We start from the raw sequence: 21,184 nt of genomic DNA, 5'->3' as shown, positions 1-21,184 counted from the left end.
GCTGCTTTATCATTAAGCAGGCCGCATTTTGCGAAGGAGAAAAGCGGATAACGCAGCGCGCTATCCGCATAAGGCGTGAGCCTGAAGGATGAAGTTAGTGGGTGACTTCCGTCCATGCCATGGCCCAGTCAGAACCTGTACCCGGTTCGAACTGAGTGGCGTACTGGCTCCACTGCACGCAGTAGCCGCTGTAGGGGAACGGGCGACATTGGTACACTTTGCCGTTTTTAGGCTGCATGACTTTCGTTCCCGCCTTATAGCTTTTCAGGTTATCCGGGAAGGTATAGTCGTAGTTTCCCGCAGGCGCAGGCGCAGGCGTCGGGGTCGGATCCGGCTGAACCGTACTCTCTTCCAGCATCAGGTCAATGACCCCCTGGCTGAGGGTGGCGCCCTGCGCATTGCTGGCAGAGTAGCGCAGCATATGATGGCCTGCCTGAACGTTGGTCAGCGGAATAGATACCGTCAGGGAGCGATTATCTATCGTCTGCTGAATGCTCCCTTTCTGCGTGCCCGCATGGTCGTTGACGGTGGCGGTGAGATGCATTTTGCCCCTGGCCGTGGCGTTGAACGTCACCGTCGCTTTCCCGTTGGCGATTTTGGTTGCGTTAACGTTGGCGACGCTCAGGGATTCTTCCACGATATCGTCTGACTGCGACTCGGCGTAGGTCAGCGTAACGCTTTGAACGGTGCTGTCTTTTGGCACATACACCTGGTTAACGCCGTGGAGGGGGGTAATGTTGCCATCACTCCCTTTTACCCCGGCGCGCAGCTTGCCCTGATGCGCGGTATTAATAGTTTCAGCCAGATCGTAAGACCACTGGCTGCTTTTTCCTTGCGCTTCGCTGGCGATGGTCAATTCCGTTTGCAGCGAATGAACTTCACCGCTCGCGTTAAAGAAATGGGCAATGACTTTATCTCCCGCATGCAGATCTTTTCCGCTAAGCTGGCCTGCGAGCTGCGTTGTCCAGAGGGATTCATTCTCCGTTTCATCGCTGGCGCCGCCGAAATCAACGTCAATGGCCTGATAAAAACTATTTGCCGTATCGGCAATTTCCCAGACGGCATAAATAACCTGATAGCCGGTGCGATCGGGTACATTACAGGAGTGCGTGACCTGTACAGCCGGCGTCGCGCCATTACCGTCGATTTGACAAAATGGCTTACTTTCAAAATCGCTGCGCGTCAGCGGCTTATTTTGATCCCAGTTCTGTTTGGTAATGTAATAACGCCAGTTAGTCGTTCTATGCGGCGCAGAATGGTGCCAGACGAAATTATTTTTACCGCTCTTTATCGTGGTTTTCGCCCAGCGAGTCGGGCTCTGGCTATCCAGCTGCGAGAAGTTGCTTTTACCCGCGCTGGCCAGTTTACCATCAGGCGGCATTGCCCCTTCAGGAAAACCGCTCGCTTGCTCGACGCTTTGCGGTTCCCACTGCACCGAACCGCAGTCGGTGTTTTTCCCTAAATGACATTGGTACGCCCGACTTGGCGGCGATTCCACATAGCCGTGAGCCAATGCTGAGGAGGTAAATAATAATGTTGCTGTATATAACGATATTTTTTTCACTTTCATAATTCATCCTGTGAACATTGATTAAAAAAATAGAAAACGCACTGGAGTGTATGAAGGGAAAAATTCAGGTTCAATAGCAGTGATATTTAATGATTAATCTCATTGTTTGTTATTTTTAATCATGAGACGAGTTGATGAGAAATTGATGAATGTTGATTATCTGACCCGAGGTCAGTGAGTTGACGGCCGTGCGGATGATTTAAATTATCGTTCAGGAGCAGTCCCGTTTATCGGGCTGCTCCGGATAAAAGCTGGCGAATTTAATTTGCCAGCACGACATGATGTGAAAATTCTTTTTCACAATATTTGCACTTCAGCGCGATATCGTTTTCGCGTTTCTTCACCGCAAAGCTGGAGGATACCGGCTCGGCGTGGCTAATACAGTTGCTGTTCGGGCATACCAGCACGTTGTTAATACGGTCCGGCAGATTCGGTCGGGATTTACCGACGACTTCATACTCATCAATGCGGTTTACCGTGGCCTGCGGCGCGTACAGGGAGAGCTGGTTGACCTGCTCGTCGGTCAGGAAGGTGTTCTCAATTTTGATCAAATCTTTGCGGCCCATTTCACCTGACGGCAGGTTCAGGCCGATGGTGATGCGCTGATCCGTTTCGGTCAGTTTGAACAGGGTCAGCAGCTTAAAGCCGACCTGCGCCGGGATATGGTCGATAACGGTGCCACGTTTGATGGCTTCTACCTGTAATTTATTGTCGTGTGTCATCTCTTTTCCCCTTACAGTGCCAGATCGCTATTCAGTACCAGCGCCAGTAACGCCTGGCGCGCGAAGATGCCGTTGCCCGCCTGCTGGAAGTACCAGGCGTGCGGCGTTTTATCGACGTCGGTGGTGATTTCATCAATGCGCGGCAGCGGATGCAGCACCTTCATATTCGCGCGTGCGCCTTCCAGGTCGGCGGCGCGCAGGACGAACTGCGCCTTCACGTTGGCATATTCCGACGGATCGAGACGCTCTTTCTGCACGCGGGTCATATACAGAATGTCCACCTCTTCCATCACCTCTTCAATGGCGCTATGCAGGCTCCAGGCAATGCCTTTTTCATCGAGCATGTCGAGGATGTACTGCGGCATGGCCAGCGCGTCCGGGGCGATAAAGTAGAAGCGGTTGCCGTTAAATTTCGCCAGCGCCTGGGTCAGGGAGTGAACGGTGCGGCCATATTTCAGGTCACCCACCATCGCCACGTTAAGATTTTCCAGACGGCCCTGGGTCTCCTGAATGGTGAACAGATCCAGCAGGGTCTGCGTCGGATGCTGGTTCGCGCCGTCGCCGGCGTTGAGTACCGGAATACCGCCGGAGAACTCGGTCGCCAGACGCGCCGCGCCCTCCTGCGGGTGGCGCATGACGATGGCATCGACATAGGTGCTGATGACCGAGATGGTATCGGCCAGGGTTTCGCCTTTTTTGCCCAGCGAGGTGTTGCTGCTGTCTGAGAAACCGACCACGCTGGCGCCCAGGCGGTGCATGGAGGTCTCAAACGACAGGCGGGTGCGGGTCGACGCTTCAAAAAAGCAGCTGGCGATCACTTTATGCTTGAGCAGCTCCGGCTGCGGATTGGCTTTGAGTTTTGCTGCGGTTGCCAGTACCAGTTCAAGGTCTTCGCGGCTGAGATCGTTTATGGAAATGATATGTTTTTGATATAGCGGGTTAGCCATGTTTATCTCCTGACGCCTGGGCAAAAAAAAAGCCCCTTAAATAAGGGGCTTTACGAATACGGATGCAACGGAAAGAAAAAACGGCAGGCCAGCGTCTGTTTTCAGACGCGGTAAGACGCGATGTCGTACACACTGAACCATAATTCCTCCCGGCAAAACGGGTGGCATTATACGCAGCTCATATTTCGGATCAAGCGATTAATCCACAAACAGGTAAACGTTTGCCTGGGGAATCATGCGTTAACGCAAAAAACCCGCAAAAAGAGGTGGTATGGCAGTCGGATGGGGGGTATAAACGCGAAATGAAAAGCTGTTTTATATTTGAGGGCTATTATGATCGTTGGAAATATTCACCATCTGCAAAGCGGGTTGCCGGCGTCTCTGCGTGAGGCTATCGAACATGTTAAAGCGCATGTCACCGACGCGACGCCGCTGGGTAAACATGATATTGACGGCAACAACCTGTTCTATCTCATTTCCGAAGATACCACCGAGCCGATGGCCGACCGCCGCGCCGAGTATCACGCCCGCTACCTGGACATCCAGATTGTACTGAAAGGCCAGGAAGGAATGACCTTTAGCGTTCTCCCTGCCGGCGCGCCGGATATCGACTGGCTGGCGGAGAAAGACATCGCTTTCCTGGCGGAGGGTGCGCAGGAAAAAACCGTCATCCTCAGCGAAGGCGACTTTGTGGTGTTCTATCCCGGTGAAGTGCATAAGCCGCTGTGCGCCGTGGGCACGCCGGCGAAGGTGCGCAAAGCGGTAGTGAAGATGCTGATGGCGTAAAAAATACCCCGGGCTGCGGCTGGCGCCTTGCCCGGGCTACAGATCCGCGCGGTTTGGGGGCGGGTAGCCCGGATAAGCGCAGCGCAATCCGGGGGAATATCGCGAGAACGCTTACTTACCCAGCGTCGCCACCATCACCGCTTTGATGGTATGCATGCGGTTTTCCGCCTGGTCGAAAACGATGCTCGCCGCGGATTCAAATACCTCGTCGGTCACTTCCATACCACCGTGCAGGCCGTACTCCGCCGCCATCTGTTTGCCGAGCGTGGTCTGGTCGTCGTGGAACGCGGGCAGGCAGTGGAGGAATTTCACCTGCGGATTGCCGGTCAGCGCCATCATCTCGCTATTTACCTGATACCCGCGCAGCAGCGCGATACGCTCCGCCCACTTCTCTTTGGCTTCGCCCATTGATACCCAGACGTCGGTATAGATAAAGTCCGCGCCCTTCACGCCCGCCGCAATATCTTCGGTCAGCGTAATATTGCCGCCGTTTTTCTGCGCCAGCGCCCGGCACTGCTCGACCAGCTTCTCTTCCGGCCAGCAGGCGGTTGGCGCGACCAGACGCAGATCCAGCCCGGTCAACGCGGCGGCTTCGAGCATGGAGTTGCCCATATTATTCCGCGCGTCGCCGGCGTAGACCAGGGTCATCTGATTAAAGGCTTTGCCCGGCAGATGCTCCTGCATGGTCAGTAAGTCCGCCAGCAGCTGGGTGGGGTGGAATTCGTTGGTCAGGCCGTTCCATACCGGAACGCCGGCATACTCGGCCAGGGTTTCAACCACTTCCTGGCCGTGGCCGCGATATTGAATACCGTCGTACATGCGCCCCAGCACGCGGGCGGTGTCTTTAATCGACTCTTTATGGCCAATCTGGCTGCCGCTGGGGCCGAGCCAGGTGACGCGAGCGCCCTGGTCAAATGCGGCAACTTCGAAAGAGCATCGGGTGCGGGTAGAGTCTTTTTCGAAGATGAGCGCGATGTTTTTGCCGGTGAGATGCTGAATTTCAATATTGTTTTTCTTATCAGCTTTAAGCCTGGCCGCCAGCTCAAGCAGAGCGGTGATTTCGGCGGGGGTAAAATCGAGCAACTTTAAAAAATGCTTCTGATAAAACGCGGACATGGTTCCCTCACATGGCTCAAGCCATTTGTTGAATTAAAATTCACTTTATATGTATGAATATTCATTTGCAACCCCGTGTCATAAATCTTTCGCTCAGAAGGTGGAGGCAATCACGGCGGTATGTGACAATAGAAGCATCCGCGACACATTATGAGGAACGAGCCATGGCAAACCCGGAATTACTGGAAGAACAGCGTGAAGAAACGCGCCTGATTATTGAAGAGCTGCTCGAAGACGGCAGCGATCCTGACGCGCTGTACACCATTGAGCATCATCTCTCTGCCGATGATTTCGAAACGCTGGAGAAAGTGGCGGTCGAGGCCTTCAAGCTGGGCTACGAAGTGACTGAGCCGGAAGAGCTGGAAGTCGAAGAGGGCGATACCGTGATTTGCTGCGATATTCTCAGCGAATCCGCGTTGAATGCCGAGCTGATTGACGCCCAGGTTGAGCAGCTGATGACCCTGGCGGAAAAATACGACGTCGAGTACGACGGCTGGGGCACCTACTACGAAGATCCGAACGGGGAAGACGAAGAAGGTGACGACGACGAAGATCTGGTTGATGAAGACGACGACGGCGTTCGCCACTAAGTAGCAGAGGTATACGGCGGTGCGATATGCCGCCGTATAGCAAGGAATTTTAATGGATTACCCGCAAATACTCGCCCCGATTTTAAGCTTTCTGCATTGCCCAACTCCTCAGGCGTGGATTGATGAAGCCCGTAAACCGGAAAACCTCCCGCTGCTGTTGACCGACCATATGGTGTGCGAGCTGAAAGCGGCGCAAAACGCTATGCTGCTGGTGCGTCGATACGTCGCGGATAAAGCGGACGCGGATGAGCTGCTGGCCTGCCTGAAGCCGTATGAGGACTTCACCTACCGCTGGGGCCCGGAGCCGGATTTCGTCGCGCTGCATAAGCAGATAAATAAAAGCGCCATGCCGCAGACCGACGATCCCTGGGGACGTCAGCTACTCGACAGCATGATTCTGCTGATCAAAGAGGAGCTGCATCACTTCTGGCAGGTGAGGGAAATCATGCTTTCCCGCGAAATCCCGTACGTCAAAATCACCGCCAGCAACTATGCCCGCGGGCTGCGCCGGGAAGTGCGTTCTCACGAACCGGTCATGCTGATCGATAAACTCATCTGCGGAGCCTATATTGAAGCCCGCTCCTGCGAGCGTTTTGCCGCGCTGGCGCCATGGCTGGATGACGATCTGCAGAAGTTTTATCTGTCGCTGCTGCGTTCCGAAGCGCGCCACTATCAGGACTATCTGGACCTGGCGCAGAGAATCGCCCAGGACGATATCAGCGAACGCGTGCGCCAGCTTGGCGAAGCGGAAGCGGCGCTTATTAACGCGCCTGAAGCGGAGTTTCGTTTTCACAGCGGCGTGCCCGCCTGAACGTCAGGCCGCCGCTTCACCGCAGCGGCCTGACGATCCATTACAGATTGGCGTTTTTGTCTTTCTCTGCCGTCGCGGCGGCTTTGGGCGCGCCGAGGGTCGCTTTAAACCAGTTCACCACCCGTTCAATAACCGGCTTCTGATACCAGCTGTCATCGCCGTGCTCCGCGCCCGCGAGCAACACGTAATCGGCCGGGTTGCCCTCCTTTTTCAGCGCGCGATAGAGCTGTTGACTTTGTACCGGTGAAACCAGGGTGTCGGCGCTGCCGTGCATAATTAAAAACGGCGGCTTTTTACCGCTGATATGGCCCATCGGGCTGGCCGCCAGGGCTTTTTGCGGATCGCTGTCAATCGTCGCTCCCGGCCAGTCGCGAAAGGCGCTACCGTGTACCAGCAGCGCTTCAGTGACCGCCGGCGACTGGTGCACCTTTTGAATCGCCTGCGGAAAACCTTCGCCGATATTCAACAGGTTCGAAATACCGTACAGCGTGGCGGCGGCCTGCACGTCCGAGGATTGCGCCAGGTTATCGCCACGATCGAACGTTTTGTCGCCGTTGGTGAGCGCCAGCATCTGCGCCATATAGCCGCCTGCGGAATCCCCCAGCACGCCAATACGCGACGGGTCTATACCGTATTCCGCGGCATGTTCGCGCAGATAGCGTACGGCGGCTTTACCATCGATAACCGGGGCTGGGAAGGTGTCGGGAACCGTACGGTATTCCGCCGCCGCGACGACGAATCCCGCCGCCGCCAGCGCCATACGCATCTCGATAAACTTATTCCAGGTCGCGCTGGTGAAACCGCCGCCGGGGAAATAGATGATTGCCGGTTTCAGATCGCCGTTACGCGGTACCAGTAAAGACATATGCAGCTGACGAACGGCGACGGTGCTTTTTACCTGGCTATAAACGATATCGTTGAGCGCATCGATACGGCCCCGGGTTTTTTCCACGCGAATGACCTGAGCGCCTTCGGTATTGCCAGCAAGTTCGCCGGCGTTAACGCAGGAAGCCATGCCGGCAAGCAGCAGGCCGCCGGTGAGCAGGAGGGGGAGTTTTTTCATGGTGTTCTATCCTGAGCAAAGCCTGCCGCGACGGCAGGCGAAAAGATCCAATGCTCGAAGAGTGTATTAGCGAAAACGGGCGGTGAATAACGCTCTTTTTGCATGAAAACCATGCATTTTTTCGATTAATCAACGTCGCCGTTTTGCGGGCGCTACAGCACTTTCAACATCCTGACTTCGCAGTCAACGTGGCCGGTGCAGCCCAGCGGCTCAGCAATATGCTCGAAGCCGAGGTGCTCATATAAACCGACAGCTTCTTTCAGGAAGGCGGTGGTTTCCAGATAGCAGCGTTTGAATCCCTGTTCGCGGGCGTAATCAAGGGCCATCAGCGCCAGCTTTTTCGCCAGCCCCTGGCCGCGCGCGGAGGTCATAAAATACATTTTTTGTAGTTCGCAGATATCGGGCTCGCTGCAGGAGAGCGGTGCCACGCCGCCGCCGCCCACCACTTCACCATTCTGCTCAACGACCCAATAGGCGGAACCCGGCTGGCTATAAAGCTCATAGAGTTCATCCAGATTCGGATCGGCTACCGTATAGCCTTTGTCGGCGGTCAGACCATATTCAGCGGAGACCTGGCGGATAACAGCGGCAATCGCTGGATTATCATTAGCCGTGATGCGGCGCAGGGTTAGCGGTAGGGTTGCGCTCGTATTCATGTGAAGACTCATTGCAAAATAATGACGGATAATGTTGTTAATAACACTGCGGGAGGGGAGAGTGCAAGCGAGGATCTTTCACAGAAAACGCCCCTTATCCGAATGGATAAGGGGCGAGTGAATTACAGCGCGGCGATAATCGCCTGCTGCTCAATCAGCTTCGCTTTTGCTTCCGCGTAACCTTCCAGCTTCTCACGCTCTTTGGCGATCACCGCTTCCGGCGCGCGCGCCACAAAGCCTTCGTTGGAGAGTTTGCTTTCGATGCGGCCAATCTCGCCTTCGATTTTGGTCACCTCTTTAGCGAGGCGCGCCAGCTCATCTTCTTTATTGATGAGGCCAGCCATCGGGATCAGCAGCTCGGCGCCGTCGATAATTTTGGTCACGGAAACCGGACCTTTATCATCGGCAGGCAGCACGGTGATGCTCTCCAGACGCGCCAGATTCAGCAGGAAGCTGCGGTTGTCGTTCACGCGACGAATCGCGGCTTCGCTGCAGCCGCGCAGCAGCAGCTCCAGCGGCTTACCTGGGGCGATGTTCATTTCCGCACGGATGTTACGCACGGCGACGATCGCCTGCTTCAGCCATTCGGTATCGGCCAGCGCCGCTTCGTCAACCTGAGACGCATCGTACTGCGGGAACGGCTGCAGCATGATGGTATCGGCAGTGATACCGCAAATGACCTTCACGCGCTGCCAGATGGTCTCGGTGATGAACGGAATAATCGGGTGCGCCAGGCGCAGCAGACCTTCCAGAACGGTCACCAGCGTGTGACGGGTGCCGCGCAGCTCAGACTCGGAACCGCCGTTCATTACCGGCTTGGTCAGCTCCAGATACCAGTCGCAGAACTGGTTCCAGGTGAACTCGTACAGAATGCCTGCGGCAATATCGAAGCGGAAGCCGTCCAGCGCCTCGCGGTAGGCTTTGATGGTCTGGTTGAATTCCGCCAGGATCCAGCGGTCCGCCAGCGACAGGGTCATTTCGCCGCCGTTAAAGCCGCAATCCTGATCTTCGGTATTCATCAGCACAAAGCGGCTGGCGTTCCACAGCTTGTTGCAGAAGTTACGGTAACCTTCCAGACGCTTCATATCCCAGTTGATATCGCGGCCGGTAGAGGCCAGCGCCGCCAGGGTAAAGCGCAGGGCGTCGGTACCGTGCGGCTCAATGCCGTTCGGGAACTGCTTCTCGGTGCGTTTGGCGATTTTTTCCGCCAGCTGCGGCTGCATCATGTTACCGGTGCGTTTTTCCAGCAGCTCCGGCAGGGAAATGCCGTCGACCATATCCAGCGGGTCGATAACGTTGCCCTTCGATTTGGACATCTTCTGGCCTTCGTCATCGCGGATCAAACCGGTCATATAGACGGTTTTAAACGGCACCTGCGGCTTGCCGTTTTCATCTTTGATGAAGTGCATGGTCATCATGATCATGCGGGCAATCCAGAAGAAGATGATGTCGAAGCCGGAAACCATCACGCTGGTCGGGTGGAACTGACGCAGGGCATCGGTGTTTTCCGGCCAGCCGAGGGTGGAGAAGGTCCACAGCGCGGAGGAGAACCAGGTATCGAGAACGTCTTCGTCCTGGCGCAGCGCCACGTCGGCGCCCAGGTTATTTTCCTGACGCACTTCGTCTTCGGTGCGGCCAACGTAGACGTTGCCGTCGTTGTCGTACCATGCCGGGATGCGGTGACCCCACCACAGCTGGCGGGAGATACACCAGTCCTGAATATCGCGCATCCAGGAGAAGTACATGTTTTCGTACTGCTTCGGCACGAACTGGATGTCGCCGTTCTCCACCGCTTCAACCGCCGGTTTAGCCAGCACGTCGGCGCGGACGTACCACTGGTCGGTCAGCATCGGCTCAATTACCACGCCGCCGCGGTCGCCGTACGGAACGGTCAGATCGTGCGGTTTAATCTCGTCCAGCAGGCCCAGGGCGTCGATAGCGGCAACCACCGCTTTACGCGCGGCAAAGCGCTCCAGCTTCTGGAACTCCGCCGGGATGGCGTTTGAGTAAACATCGGACTCGTTGCCTTTGGTGTCGTAAACTTCCGCGGTTTCGCGGATGTCGCCGTCAAAGGTCAGGATGTTGATCATCGGCAGCGCATGACGCTTGCCCACTTCATAGTCGTTAAAGTCGTGCGCCGGGGTGATCTTCACGCAGCCGGTGCCCTTTTCCATATCGGCGTGTTCATCGCCCACAATCGGAATGCGGCGGTCAACCAGCGGCAGGATCACGAATTTGCCGATAAGGTCTTTATAGCGCGGATCTTCCGGGTTAACGGCCACGCCGGTATCGCCCAGCACCGTCTCCGGACGGGTGGTGGCGACGACCAGATAATCTTTACCGTCAGCGGTTTTCGCGCCGTCGGCCAGCGGATAGCGGATATGCCACATCGAGCCTTTAGACTCGCGGTTTTCCACTTCCAGATCGGAGATGGCGGTGCGCAGTTTCGGGTCCCAGTTGACCAGGCGCTTACCGCGGTAGATCAGATCTTCTTTGTACAGGCGGACAAAGACTTCTTTTACGGCGTTGGACAGGCCTTCGTCCATGGTGAAGCGCTCGCGCTCCCAGTCCACGGAGTTGCCCAGGCGGCGCATCTGACGGGTAATGGTGCCGCCGGATTCCGCTTTCCACTGCCAGATTTTATCGATAAAGGCGTCGCGACCGTAGTCGTGGCGGGTTTTACCTTCTTCGGCGGCAATCTTACGCTCAACCACCATCTGGGTAGCGATACCCGCGTGGTCGGTACCGGCCTGCCACAGGGTGTTTTTACCCTGCATGCGCTGGTAGCGAATCATGGTATCCATGATGGTTTGCTGGAAGGCATGACCCATATGCAAACTGCCGGTGACGTTCGGCGGCGGGATCATGATGCAGAAACTTTCCTGGCTTTCGTCGCCATTGGGTTTGAAATAGCCCTGCTTTTCCCAGTGCTCGTAAAGCGGCTGTTCGATATCTTGGGGGTTGTATGTCTTTTCCATTATTTCCAGGTTGCCGTGTTCAGGTTGAAACCAGCCATGCGGTACGCTTTATAGCGTTCGCGCGCCAGTTGTTTCAAAGAATCTTCATAAGGGACGAAGTCTATCACTTCTGTGAAAGCGGTGGCAAAATCTGCAAAGTTTAGCCGCAGGCTAATCAGAATATCCCGCGGGCTGCTGTTGCGCTTTTGCGGCCAGGCAATCTCCACCGGCGCGCCGCCGCGCGGACCTTCTCCCGCCAGATTATGCGGAACGAAACTTTCCGCGGGTCGAGCCCAGAGCGCTTCGTCCAGACGAATGGCCTGCTGCTCATCTTCACAGGCGATGAGTACCCGCTTGCCGCTGCGCCAACGTTCTGCGGCAATGTCACACACCAGTTGTTCAACGGCGCTCAGGCCGTCTTGTTGCGTATCATTGTCCAGAAGATAGAACGTTGCGTTTTTCATATATGGGGCTTCTTGTGGTGACTTTAAATGCTTAAGCCGGGCGGCGCTACGCTGACCCGGCCTATAAACGGCATCTTTTCGTTGGCCCGGCAAGCGTAACGCCGCCGGGCATCAGACGGCAATTACTCTTCGCCGGTAAATCCGGCGCGATTAAGCAGGAACTGCGACAGCATCGCCACCGGACGACCGGTCGCGCCTTTGGCTTTCCCGGAACGCCACGCGGTACCGGCGATATCCAGGTGCGCCCAGTTGTACTTACGGGTAAAGCGCGCCAGGAAGCAGCCCGCGGTAATCGCCCCGCCGGGACGGCCGCCGATATTGGCCATATCCGCAAAGTTAGACTCCAGCTGCTCCTGGAACTCGTCGCCGAGCGGCAGACGCCATGCGCGATCGCCCGCCAGTTCGGACGCGCCGATCAGCTCGTGGGCCAGCGGGTTGTGGTTCGACATCAGACCGGTGATGTGATGGCCCAGCGCAATCACGCAGGCGCCGGTCAGCGTGGCCACGTCGATAACGGTTTCCGGCTCGAAGCGCTCAACGTAGGTCAGCACATCGCACAGCACCAGACGCCCTTCGGCATCGGTATTCAGCACTTCCACCGTTTGCCCGGACATCGTGGTCAACACGTCGCCTGGACGATAGGCGCGGCCGCCCGGCATGTTTTCACATCCGGCCAGCACGCCGACAACGTTCAGCGGTAGCTGAAGTTCGGCAACCATACGCATCACGCCGTACACCGCCGCCGCGCCGCACATGTCGTATTTCATCTCGTCCATGCCATCGGAAGGCTTGATGGAGATGCCGCCGGAGTCAAAGGTCAGACCTTTACCCACCAGCACGATAGGGCGCGCGTCTTCCGCCGGGTTGCCTTTATATTCGATAACCGACATCAGCGATTCATTTTGCGAACCGTTGCCGACCGCCAGATAAGAGTTCATTCCCAGCTCTTTCATCTGCTGTTCGCCGATAACGCGGGTAATGACGTTCTTACTGTAGGTATCGGCCAGCTGGCGCGCCTGAGAGGCCAGATAGGCGGCGTTACAGATGTTTGGCGGCATATTGCCGAGATCTTTCGCCGCTTTGATGCCGGCAGCAATCGCCAGACCGTGCTGAATAGCGCGTTCGCCGCTGGTCAGCTCGCGACGAGTTGGGACGTTGAAGACCATTTTACGCAGCGGGCGACGCGGCTCGCTTTTGTTGGTTTTCAACTGGTCAAAGCTGTATAGCGTCTCTTTGGCGGTCTCGACCGCCTGACGCACTTTCCAGTAGTTATTGCGGCCTTTGACGTGCAGCTCGGTCAGGAAGCAGACGGCTTCCATTGAGCCGGTATCATTCAGCGTATTGATTGTTTTCTGAATGACCTGCTTGTACTGACGTTCATCCAGCTCGCGCTCTTTGCCGCAGCCAATAAGCAGAATGCGCTCTGACAGAATGTTCGGCACATGGTGCAGCAATAAAGTCTGGCCAGGTTTGCCTTCCAGCTCGCCGCGACGCAGCAGGGCGCTGATATAACCGTCGCTAATTTTATCAAGCTGTTCGGCGATGGGGGAGAGGCGACGTGGTTCAAAGACGCCGACCACGATACAGGCGCTCCGCTGCTTCTCCGGGCTACCGCTTTTTACACTGAACTCCATGCACTATGCTCCTGAATCTTAAAGACAACAGTGGTGGCTACAGATATACTCGTCGTCTTTCAAGTTGCAGATGCGTTGGCTGCGCCTGCTCACCCCTGTCACTTACCTGATGTAAGCTCCGGGGCTTCACAGTCTTGCCGCCTGCCTGCAACTCGAAATCCATAGAGTATAGAAATTGAAAGCTTTCGTAACTCATGTCCGCTGTTGTGGTGACTTCGTGTTAATCTTAACGTTATTACGGCCTTGGTTCGTCAGAAAAGATCCTGATACGCAGAACCAGCGAGTCATTTAATCTTAGCGATGTTTTCGACGACCAAAGAGAATAAATGACGTTTAAGCCATGAAACAAGCAATTTTCCTGCAATAAAACGGGTTTTTACGGGCGTATTTATAGTGATAATCATAAGATATCTGGTTCGTGAGACGCTGAAAAGCCAGTTGGCGATCCTATTCATCCTGCTGCTCATTTTCTTTTGTCAGAAACTGGTCAGGATCCTCGGCGCCGCTGTTGATGGCGATATCCCGACAAATCTGGTGCTCTCGCTGTTAGGGCTGGGCGTACCTGAAATGGCGCAGCTTATTCTGCCCCTGAGTTTATTCCTCGGGCTGCTGATGACGCTGGGCAAACTGTATACCGAAAGCGAAATTACGGTGATGCACGCCTGCGGCCTGAGTAAAGCCGTGCTGGTGAAAGCCGCCATGATCCTGGCGCTCTTTACGGGCGTCGTCGCGGCGGTCAACGTGATGTGGGCCGGCCCCTGGTCTTCTCGTCACCAGGATGAAGTGCTGGCGGAAGCGAAAGCGAACCCCGGCATGGCGGCGCTGGCTCAGGGCCAGTTCCAGCAGGCCAGCGACGGCAGCGCGGTGCTGTTTATTGAGAACGTCAACGGCAACCGCTTCAGCGACGTTTTCCTTGCTCAGCTGCGGCCGCGAGGCAACGCGCGCCCGTCGGTGGTGGTCGCGGATACCGGCGAGCTCTCGCTGCGTAAAGACGGCTCGCAGGTGGTGACCATGAATCAGGGCACCCGCTTTGAAGGCACCGCGATGCTGCGCGACTTCCGCATTACCGACTTCAAAAACTATCAGGCGATAGTCGGCCATCAGGCGGTGGCCTCCGACCCGAACGATACCGAGCAGATGGATATGCGCACCCTGTGGCATACCGATACCGATCGCGCCCGGGCGGAGCTGCACTGGCGCTTCACGCTGGTGGCAACGGTGTTCATCATGGCCCTGATGGTGGTGCCGCTCAGCGTGGTGAACCCGCGCCAGGGCCGCGTGCTGTCGATGCTGCCGGCGATGCTGCTCTATCTGGTGTTCTTCCTGCTGCAAACGTCGATTAAATCGAGCGGCGGTAAAGGCAAAATGGATCCGATGGTCTGGATGTGGGCGGTAAACCTGCTCTATTTCGCGTTGGCCGTGCTGTTGAACCTGTGGGATACGGTGCCGATGCGCCGCTTCCGTGCCCGTTTTAACAAAGGAGCGGCGTGATGCAGGCGTTTGGGGTACTTGACCGTTATATCGGTAAGACGATTTTCAATACCATCATGATGACCCTGTTCATGCTGGTTTCCCTCTCGGGCATCATCAAGTTTGTCGACCAGTTGAAAAAGGCCGGGCAGGGTAACTATGATGCGCTGGGGGCCGGAATCTACACGATTCTCAGCGTGCCGAAAGATATCCAAATCTTCTTCCCGATGGCGGCGCTGCTCGGCGCGCTGCTGGGGCTGGGGATGCTGGCGCAGCGCAGCGAACTGGTGGTGATGCAGGCTTCCGGCTTTACCCGTCTGCAGGTGGCGCTGTCGGTGATGAAAACCGCGATTCCGCTGGTGCTGCTGACCATGGCGATGGGCGAGTGGGTTGCCCCGCAGGGCGAGCAGATGGCGCGTAACTATCGTGCTCAGCAGATGTACGGCGGTTCGCTGCTTTCCACTCAGCAGGGGCTATGGGCGAAAGACGGCCATAACTTTGTGTATATCGAGCGGGTAAAAGGCAACGATGAGCTGGGTGGGGTGAGTATTTACGCCTTTAACGACCAGCGCCGCTTGCAGTCCGTTCGCTATGCCGCTTCGGCAAAGTTCGACACCGAGAATAAGCTCTGGCGACTGTCGCAGGTGGATGAATCCAACCTGACTGACCCGAAACAGGTCACCGGAACGCAGACGGTCAGCGGGACCTGGAAGACCAACCTGACGCCGGACAAGCTCGGCGTGGTGGCGCTGGACCCGGACGCGCTGTCCATCAGCGGCCTGCACAACTATGTTACCTATCTGAAGTCCAGCGGTCAGGATCCGGGCCGCTATCAGCTCAATATGTGGAGCAAAATCTTCCAGCCGCTGTCGGTGGCGGTGATGATGCTGATGGCGCTGTCGTTTATCTTCGGCCCGCTGCGTAGCGTACCGATGGGCGTCAGAGTGGTGACCGGGATCAGCTTCGGCTTTATCTTCTACGTGCTGGACCAGATTTTCGGCCCGCTCACCCTGGTGTACGGCATTCCGCCGATTATCGGCGCGCTGTTGCCGAGCGCCAGCTTCTTCTTGCTGAGCCTCTGGCTGATGATGCGTAAAACCTGACGTCACGCGCCCCCTTCCTGAATTCAGAAAGGGGGCTTTTTTTAGCGTTTCCGCCCGCCAAGTAAGCTTCCCAGCATTCCCCTGACTATCTGGTTGGTGACCTGACGCACCGCGCTCCTGGCCGCCGTTTGCACAATGCCGTCGCGTTTGCCGCCGCGCGGCCCGGTGGTGCCGAACAGAATGTCTTTGAGCCCGCCGAGCAGACCGTCGTCATCGCCGTTTTGCTGGCCTTTTGCGGGCGGTGATTGCTGCTGCTCCGTTGTGCTCTGAACGCCCTGTTGCAGCATTTCAAAGGCCGATTCACGGTCGATCTCTTCTTCATATTTTCCGTACAGCGCCGAGTGGTTAAGCAGCCCGTTACGTTCGTCATCGGTGACCGGCCCCATACGAGAGCAGGGGGCGATAACCATCGCGCGTTCCACTATCGAAGGGCTGCCTTTCTCATCAAGAAAGGAGATCAGCGCCTCGCCAGTGCCCAGCTCCTGGATCGCCTGTTCGGTACTGAACGCGGGATTCGCGCGCATGGTCTGCGCGGCGGTTTTTACCGCTTTTTGGTCTTTCGGCGTGAAGGCGCGCAGGGCGTGCTGCACGCGATTACCCAACTGACCGAGAACCGCATCGGGAATGTCCGCCGGGTTTTGTGAAACAAAATAGACCCCGACGGCTTTAGAACGAATCAGGCGGATGACCTGCTCGATTTTATCCAGCAGCACCTGCGGCGCATCGTTAAACAGCAGATGCGCTTCATCAAAGAAAAAGACCAGCTTTGGCTTCTCCTGGTCACCGGCCTCCGGCAGGCGTTCGTAAAGCTCGGAGAGCATCCACAGCAGGCTGGCGGCGTACAGCTTCGGCATCTGGTAAAGCTTTTCGGCGCTCAGGATATTAATCACCCCTTTACCCTCAGCGTCGACGCGCATCCAGTCCTGGATATCGAGCATAGGTTCGCCGAAAAAGTGCTCCGCGCCCTGCTGCTCCAGGGTTAATAATCCGCGCTGAATCGCCCCAACGGAGGCGCTGCTGATGTTGCCGTACTGGTTCTGAAACGCTTTGGCGTTGTCGCCAATGTATTGGGTTATGGCGCGCAGGTCTTTAAAGTCGAGCAGCAGCAGCCCGCGATCGTCGGCGATACGGAAGATGATATTCAGCACCCCGGACTGAACCTCATTGAGGTTAAGCAGGCGAGCCAGCAGCAGCGGCCCGAGATCGGAAACCGTGGCGCGAACCGGGTGGCCTTTTTCGCCAAAAATATCCCATAACACCACCGGATTGGCGTGCGGCTGCCAGTCCGTTGCGCCGATTTTTTCCAGACGCGCCTGCAGCTTTTCCGAACTTTGGCCCGACTCGGCGATACCGGTGAGGTCGCCTTTCACATCGGCCATAAATACCGGAACGCCGATTTCCGAGAAAGACTCCGCCAGCTTTTGCAGAGTGACGGTTTTACCGGTCCCCGTGGCGCCGGTAATCAAGCCGTGGCGGTTGGCCATAGCGGGCAGTAAATGCAGCTGTTTATCCAGCGTGCGTGCAATCAGCAGAGGTGAGCTCATGAGCGATTTCTCCATTTATCCTGCTGCGAGTATAGGCAACCTGATAGCAAAAGGAGGGAAATCACGCGCACCTTCGCTTATTCACGTCAGGCGCAGTGGCGCTGAATTAACGCGATGCTCTGTTCGATTTCGCGGCGGATATCGTCTTCGCTCCAGTTTGCCAATTCCGGCGCGAAGGGTTCGAACGCATACACGCCCTGATAGCCGCGCGCCTCCAGGTTTTTGACCTGCTCGCAGCTTTGCAGCTGGTCTTTTGCGGTCAGCATGATGCGCTCATTGTCGGTAAGGGCTTCGCGCGGGCGGGTATCCTCTACGCCGGAAAGATGGACCAGACCGATTTCGCCGATATCCACCTGGTTAAACTCCTGCTCCGCCTGCGGATAAAGATGATGATGGAAGGTATCTATCAGCAGCTTAAACGGCACCCGCGCGTCGTGGATCAGCGTTTGCGCCTGCGCCGAGGAGCGGAGCGAGCTCTGCGGGAAACCGAGCGGCTCCACCAGCCCCTGAATACCGTAGAAGGCGAATAGCGGCGCCAGGTCACGCAGGGCGTTAAGGGTTTCGCTCGCCGGAACCTCGGTACCATCGTTCAGCGGGCACAGCACCAGCGATTTGGCACCAACGGCTTTGGCTTCTTTCAGCAATGACTCCGTCAGGCTACGAACCTCTGCGGTGCGGCAGTTGAAGGGGTAGACCGCATTGATAGTGAGGATCTCAATATGGTAGCGGTCAGCCAGCTCCCGCACCTGCTGGTGGCTCAGGTCGTCGGTTACTTTTCCGCTGGGGAGGTCGTTACGTAGCTCGACTTTGTTCAGCCCCAGGCTGTTCACCAGCCGGAAAAAGGCCTCAATGCTGAGTGACGGGGCGATCTTGCGGTTGATGCAGAAACGTTGCGATGCAATAGCCATTTTGACTCTCCAGAAATGTAGGGATCGGATTCGTTCGAATGCCTCATAGTCAAAACATTTATTCCAAAATTAGCAATGTATGAAATGGTGATTTTTTGAGCCGACTCGCAAAATATTTTTCTGCTGCGTTTTAAAGAGCACGGGTTGCAGGTGGCGCTAAATCTCAACTCTTTTTATCGTGCTTTAGTCCGCAAGCCGGCAATTTCTTACACGAAATTGCGACCATCATCACCAAAATAGAATTTCACTAGTCATCAATATTGAAATATTAATTTCATTTTACTACGGTTACAGTACAGCAGATCCAGTAATGGGCCGTACTGCGTTGGCCCCCGATACCCCATACAGATGAGGCGAGAGCATGACTATCACAGGAAACTTTATTGGCGGGAAAACCGTTACCAGCGGCAGCAGCAAAACAATGCCGGTTTTCGACCCCGCGACGGGCAAAGTGGTCCGCGAAGTCACGTTATCGACCGCGCAGGAAGTCTCTGACGCCATTCAGGTGGCGCGTGATGCTTTTGAAAGCTGGTCGCGCACCACGCCGCTGCGCCGCGCCCGCGTGATGTTCAATTTTAAAATGTTACTGGAACAGCACGCTGAAGAGCTGGCGGGGATTATCGTCAGCGAACACGGTAAAGTGTTTTCCGACGCGATGGGGGAGCTGACGCGCGGCATGGAAGTCGTTGAGTTTGCCTGCGGTATTCCGCACCTGATCAAAGGGGAGTTCTCATCGGATGTCGGCACCGGCGTTGATAGCTATTCTCTGATGCAGCCGCTGGGCGTGGTAGCGGGCATTACGCCGTTCAACTTCCCGGCGATGGTACCGATGTGGATGTTCCCGCTGGCGCTGGCCTGCGGCAACAGCTTTGTCCTGAAGCCGCCAGCGCTGGCGCCTACTGCCGCGGTGCGTCTGGCGGAATTGCTGAAACAAGCGGGTCTGCCGGATGGCGTCTTTAACGTCGTGCACTGCAGCAACGAAGATGCCGAGCAGCTATACCGGGACCCGCGGATCGCGGCGGTAAGCTTTGTCGGATCTTCCGGCGTGGCGGAGCATATTTATAAAACCGCCAGCGCTTATGGCAAGCGAGTACAGGCGTTTGGCGCGGCGAAAAACCACGCGATTGTGATGCCGGATGCCGATCTTGATGCCACCGTGAATGCCATTATGGGCGGCGCGTTCGGCTCGGCGGGCGAGCGCTGCATGGCGCTGCCGGTGGTGGTTGCCGTGGGTGATGAAACGGCGGATAAACTGATTGCGCGCCTGAAGCCGCTGGTGGAATCCCTGAAGGTTGGGCCGGGCTGTATGCGCGGAAAAGAAGAGAACGAAATGGGGCCGGTCGTCTCCGATACCCATCAGAAAAAAGTGCTGGGATATATTGATAAAGGGGTTAGCGAGGGGGCGACGCTGGTGGTTGACGGACGCAAGCCGCAGGTGCCCGGGTTTGAAGAGGGATACTACGTCGGCGGAACGCTGTTCGACAACGTCACGCCGGAGATGACTATCTGGCGCGAAGAGATTTTTGGCCCGGTGCTGGGGATTGTTCGCGTGGCGGATTACCACAGCGCGCTGGAGCTGGTGAACAGCCATGAGTTCGGCAACGGTAGCGCCGTCTTTACCAGCAACGGCCACACCGCGCGTGAATTTGTCCATGATGTCCAGGCCGGAATGGTTGGGGTCAACGTACCGGTACCCGTTCCAATGGCCTTCCATAGCTTTGGCGGCTGGAAACGCTCCGTATTCGGCGCACTGAACGTCCATGGCCCGGACGGCGTGCGCTTCTATACGCGTATGAAAACCGCCACCGTCCGCTGGCCGCAGGGTCAGCAAACCGTATCTGAATTCAGTATGCCGACGTTAGGCTAATCGGCGAAGGAGAGCGCCATGTCTTTACTGGCTAAAGCAAAAAAAGAAGGGCAGATTCAGCACATCACCCCGCAGAGCGCGGGGTGGAAGTACATTGGTTTTGATGTCTGGATGTTAAAGAAAGGGCAAACCGTCACCCTGGAAAGCGGCGATCGCGAACTGTGCCTGGTGCTGGTTGCCGGCCTGGCTTCGGTAAAAACCACGCAGGCGGATTTCCCGAACCTCGGCCAGCGTATGTCGCCGTTTGAGCGGACGCCGCCCTGGTCAGTCTACGTGCCGCCGCAGGATAAAGTCGAAGTGACGGCAGATTCTGACCTCGAGCTGGCCGTATGCAGCGCCCCGGGTAAAGGAACCTTCCCTGCACGGGTTATCTCCCCGCAGGACGTGGGCGTAGAGCATCGCGGTAAAGGGCGTAACCAGCGGCTGGTGCACAATATTCTGCCGGATAGCGCGCAGGCGGACTGCCTGCTGGTGGTGGAGGTTTACACCGAGGAAGGGGCGACCAGCTCATGGCCGTCGCACAAGCATGATACGGCGCTGCCGGGCCAGGAAACCCAGCTGGAAGAGACCTACTATCACCGTTTCGATCCGCCGCAGGGTTTTGCCTTCCAGCGCGTCTATACCGATGACCGCAGCCTTGATGCCTGCATGGCCCCCTACAACCACGATGTGGTCATGGTGCCGCGCGGCTACCATCCGGTGGCGGCGATTGCCGGATATGACAGCTACTATCTGAACGTGATGGCCGGCCCGGATCGCAAATGGATGTTTACCTGGGAAGAGGATCACGCGTGGATCAATAGCCCAGATTATCCTCGCCACGATTAGCATCGGTTGAGGATAAAAAGGCCGGTTAGCCATGCTAGCCGGCCTTTTTGATCCTGTTACCCGAATAAGATCGTCGTCGCAATTCTGCCATATCCCCGGCTCGCGCTGCGCTTAGCCGGGCTACGGGTTTACCGTCGTCTGCGGACAA

At 56.5% G+C, this 21,184-nt stretch carries 19 protein-coding genes; 7 read left to right on the top strand and 12 right to left on the bottom strand.

Features of this window, described 5'->3' with window-relative positions; all coding sequences use genetic code 11:
• Window positions 1-94: 94 nt before the first annotated feature.
• The 4 genes from gbpA to ABLU96_RS07625 form a co-directional block, all read right to left on the bottom strand.
• Complete coding sequence (gbpA, locus tag ABLU96_RS07640) at window positions 95-1,570, bottom strand: N-acetylglucosamine-binding protein GbpA (RefSeq protein ID WP_064405951.1); 1,476 nt, start codon at window positions 1,568-1,570, stop codon at window positions 95-97.
• A gap of 260 nt (window positions 1,571-1,830) precedes the next feature.
• Window positions 1,831-2,292, bottom strand: coding sequence for an aspartate carbamoyltransferase regulatory subunit (gene pyrI, locus ABLU96_RS07635; RefSeq protein ID WP_004098115.1), 462 nt, complete (start codon window positions 2,290-2,292; stop codon window positions 1,831-1,833).
• Window positions 2,293-2,303: 11 nt separating this feature from the next.
• On the bottom strand, window positions 2,304-3,239 hold the full coding sequence (gene pyrB, locus ABLU96_RS07630; protein WP_014227670.1) for an aspartate carbamoyltransferase: 936 nt from the start codon (window positions 3,237-3,239) through the stop codon (window positions 2,304-2,306).
• 36 nt (window positions 3,240-3,275) lie between these two features.
• Complete coding sequence (locus tag ABLU96_RS07625; RefSeq protein ID WP_072351778.1) at window positions 3,276-3,380, bottom strand: pyrBI operon leader peptide; 105 nt, start codon at window positions 3,378-3,380, stop codon at window positions 3,276-3,278.
• A gap of 192 nt (window positions 3,381-3,572) precedes the next feature.
• On the opposite strand from ABLU96_RS07625, the gene ABLU96_RS07620 reads away from it, so the two are divergent.
• The gene (locus ABLU96_RS07620) at window positions 3,573-4,025 is read left to right on the top strand and encodes a YhcH/YjgK/YiaL family protein (RefSeq protein ID WP_014227671.1); all 453 of its coding nucleotides are present in this window, start codon (window positions 3,573-3,575) and stop codon (window positions 4,023-4,025) included.
• Window positions 4,026-4,136: 111 nt separating this feature from the next.
• Here ABLU96_RS07620 and argF read toward each other — a convergent pair whose 3' ends face one another.
• Window positions 4,137-5,141 (bottom strand): ornithine carbamoyltransferase, encoded by a 1,005-nt coding sequence (argF, locus tag ABLU96_RS07615; RefSeq protein ID WP_014227672.1) that lies wholly within the window; start codon window positions 5,139-5,141, stop codon window positions 4,137-4,139.
• A 164-nt stretch (window positions 5,142-5,305) separates the two neighbouring features.
• Between argF and rraB the strand changes: the two genes are divergently transcribed.
• Entirely contained in the window at window positions 5,306-5,731 is a 426-nt protein-coding gene (gene rraB / locus ABLU96_RS07610; protein ID WP_004098122.1) for a ribonuclease E inhibitor RraB, read from the top strand.
• Between the two features lie 52 nt (window positions 5,732-5,783).
• Entirely contained in the window at window positions 5,784-6,542 is a 759-nt protein-coding gene (gene miaE / locus ABLU96_RS07605) for a tRNA isopentenyl-2-thiomethyl-A-37 hydroxylase MiaE (protein ID WP_014227673.1), read from the top strand.
• A 40-nt stretch (window positions 6,543-6,582) separates the two neighbouring features.
• On the opposite strand, the gene ABLU96_RS07600 is transcribed toward miaE, so the two are convergent.
• The 5 genes from ABLU96_RS07600 to pepA all read right to left on the bottom strand — a co-directional run bounded on the left by ABLU96_RS07600 (window position 6,583) and on the right by pepA (window position 13,316).
• Window positions 6,583-7,605, bottom strand: coding sequence for an alpha/beta hydrolase (locus ABLU96_RS07600; protein ID WP_064405950.1), 1,023 nt, complete (start codon window positions 7,603-7,605; stop codon window positions 6,583-6,585).
• A 152-nt stretch (window positions 7,606-7,757) separates the two neighbouring features.
• Window positions 7,758-8,261 carry a GNAT family N-acetyltransferase gene (locus ABLU96_RS07595; RefSeq protein WP_004098126.1) on the bottom strand — a complete coding sequence of 168 codons (504 nt, stop codon included), beginning with the start codon at window positions 8,259-8,261 and terminating at the stop codon, window positions 7,758-7,760.
• Between the two features lie 122 nt (window positions 8,262-8,383).
• On the bottom strand, window positions 8,384-11,239 hold the full coding sequence (locus ABLU96_RS07590) for a valine--tRNA ligase (RefSeq protein WP_004098127.1): 2,856 nt from the start codon (window positions 11,237-11,239) through the stop codon (window positions 8,384-8,386).
• A complete protein-coding gene (holC, locus tag ABLU96_RS07585) occupies window positions 11,239-11,682 on the bottom strand; it encodes a DNA polymerase III subunit chi (protein ID WP_004098129.1) in 444 nt (147 codons plus the stop codon). The genes ABLU96_RS07590 and holC overlap by 1 nt, the downstream gene beginning before the upstream one ends.
• A gap of 122 nt (window positions 11,683-11,804) precedes the next feature.
• Complete coding sequence (gene pepA, locus ABLU96_RS07580) at window positions 11,805-13,316, bottom strand: leucyl aminopeptidase (RefSeq protein ID WP_064405948.1); 1,512 nt, start codon at window positions 13,314-13,316, stop codon at window positions 11,805-11,807.
• Window positions 13,317-13,709: 393 nt separating this feature from the next.
• On the opposite strand from pepA, the gene lptF reads away from it, so the two are divergent.
• A complete protein-coding gene (lptF, locus tag ABLU96_RS07575) occupies window positions 13,710-14,807 on the top strand; it encodes an LPS export ABC transporter permease LptF (protein ID WP_004098132.1) in 1,098 nt (365 codons plus the stop codon).
• The gene (gene lptG, locus ABLU96_RS07570; RefSeq protein ID WP_014227676.1) at window positions 14,807-15,889 is read left to right on the top strand and encodes an LPS export ABC transporter permease LptG; all 1,083 of its coding nucleotides are present in this window, start codon (window positions 14,807-14,809) and stop codon (window positions 15,887-15,889) included. The genes lptF and lptG overlap by 1 nt, the downstream gene beginning before the upstream one ends.
• Window positions 15,890-15,930: 41 nt before the next feature.
• Here lptG and ABLU96_RS07565 read toward each other — a convergent pair whose 3' ends face one another.
• Together ABLU96_RS07565 and ABLU96_RS07560 are read right to left on the bottom strand one after the other, a co-directional pair.
• Window positions 15,931-17,433, bottom strand: coding sequence for a helicase HerA-like C-terminal domain-containing protein (locus ABLU96_RS07565; RefSeq protein ID WP_014227677.1), 1,503 nt, complete (start codon window positions 17,431-17,433; stop codon window positions 15,931-15,933).
• 86 nt (window positions 17,434-17,519) lie between these two features.
• Complete coding sequence (locus ABLU96_RS07560; RefSeq protein ID WP_032747679.1) at window positions 17,520-18,341, bottom strand: TIM barrel protein; 822 nt, start codon at window positions 18,339-18,341, stop codon at window positions 17,520-17,522.
• Between the two features lie 361 nt (window positions 18,342-18,702).
• On the opposite strand from ABLU96_RS07560, the gene ABLU96_RS07555 reads away from it, so the two are divergent.
• The gene (locus ABLU96_RS07555) at window positions 18,703-20,208 is read left to right on the top strand and encodes a CoA-acylating methylmalonate-semialdehyde dehydrogenase (RefSeq protein ID WP_014837226.1); all 1,506 of its coding nucleotides are present in this window, start codon (window positions 18,703-18,705) and stop codon (window positions 20,206-20,208) included.
• Between the two features lie 18 nt (window positions 20,209-20,226).
• Complete coding sequence (iolB, locus tag ABLU96_RS07550) at window positions 20,227-21,036, top strand: 5-deoxy-glucuronate isomerase (protein ID WP_025107465.1); 810 nt, start codon at window positions 20,227-20,229, stop codon at window positions 21,034-21,036.
• Window positions 21,037-21,184 lie beyond the last annotated feature (148 nt).

Source organism: Klebsiella sp. CN_Kp106 (assembly GCF_040064575.1).
In the GTDB taxonomy this organism is placed as follows: Bacteria; Pseudomonadota; Gammaproteobacteria; order Enterobacterales; family Enterobacteriaceae; genus Klebsiella; species Klebsiella michiganensis.
This window is presented reverse-complemented; position numbering and strand designations above follow the sequence as displayed.

Excerpts from the sequence above, each read along its gene's own strand:
- gbpA (WP_064405951.1), bottom strand. The coding sequence starts at position 1,570 with ATGAAAGTGAAAAAAATATCGTTATATACAGCAACATTATTATTTACC.
- pyrI (WP_004098115.1), bottom strand. The coding sequence starts at position 2,292 with ATGACACACGACAATAAATTACAGGTAGAAGCCATCAAACGTGGCACC.
- pyrB (WP_014227670.1), bottom strand. The coding sequence starts at position 3,239 with ATGGCTAACCCGCTATATCAAAAACATATCATTTCCATAAACGATCTC.
- ABLU96_RS07625 (WP_072351778.1), bottom strand. The coding sequence starts at position 3,380 with ATGGTTCAGTGTGTACGACATCGCGTCTTACCGCGTCTGAAAACAGAC.
- ABLU96_RS07620 (WP_014227671.1), top strand. The coding sequence starts at position 3,573 with ATGATCGTTGGAAATATTCACCATCTGCAAAGCGGGTTGCCGGCGTCT.
- argF (WP_014227672.1), bottom strand. The coding sequence starts at position 5,141 with ATGTCCGCGTTTTATCAGAAGCATTTTTTAAAGTTGCTCGATTTTACC.
- rraB (WP_004098122.1), top strand. The coding sequence starts at position 5,306 with ATGGCAAACCCGGAATTACTGGAAGAACAGCGTGAAGAAACGCGCCTG.
- miaE (WP_014227673.1), top strand. The coding sequence starts at position 5,784 with ATGGATTACCCGCAAATACTCGCCCCGATTTTAAGCTTTCTGCATTGC.
- ABLU96_RS07600 (WP_064405950.1), bottom strand. The coding sequence starts at position 7,605 with ATGAAAAAACTCCCCCTCCTGCTCACCGGCGGCCTGCTGCTTGCCGGC.
- ABLU96_RS07595 (WP_004098126.1), bottom strand. The coding sequence starts at position 8,261 with ATGAATACGAGCGCAACCCTACCGCTAACCCTGCGCCGCATCACGGCT.
- ABLU96_RS07590 (WP_004098127.1), bottom strand. The coding sequence starts at position 11,239 with ATGGAAAAGACATACAACCCCCAAGATATCGAACAGCCGCTTTACGAG.
- holC (WP_004098129.1), bottom strand. The coding sequence starts at position 11,682 with ATGAAAAACGCAACGTTCTATCTTCTGGACAATGATACGCAACAAGAC.
- pepA (WP_064405948.1), bottom strand. The coding sequence starts at position 13,316 with ATGGAGTTCAGTGTAAAAAGCGGTAGCCCGGAGAAGCAGCGGAGCGCC.
- lptG (WP_014227676.1), top strand. The coding sequence starts at position 14,807 with ATGCAGGCGTTTGGGGTACTTGACCGTTATATCGGTAAGACGATTTTC.
- ABLU96_RS07565 (WP_014227677.1), bottom strand. The coding sequence starts at position 17,433 with ATGAGCTCACCTCTGCTGATTGCACGCACGCTGGATAAACAGCTGCAT.
- ABLU96_RS07560 (WP_032747679.1), bottom strand. The coding sequence starts at position 18,341 with ATGGCTATTGCATCGCAACGTTTCTGCATCAACCGCAAGATCGCCCCG.
- ABLU96_RS07555 (WP_014837226.1), top strand. The coding sequence starts at position 18,703 with ATGACTATCACAGGAAACTTTATTGGCGGGAAAACCGTTACCAGCGGC.
- iolB (WP_025107465.1), top strand. The coding sequence starts at position 20,227 with ATGTCTTTACTGGCTAAAGCAAAAAAAGAAGGGCAGATTCAGCACATC.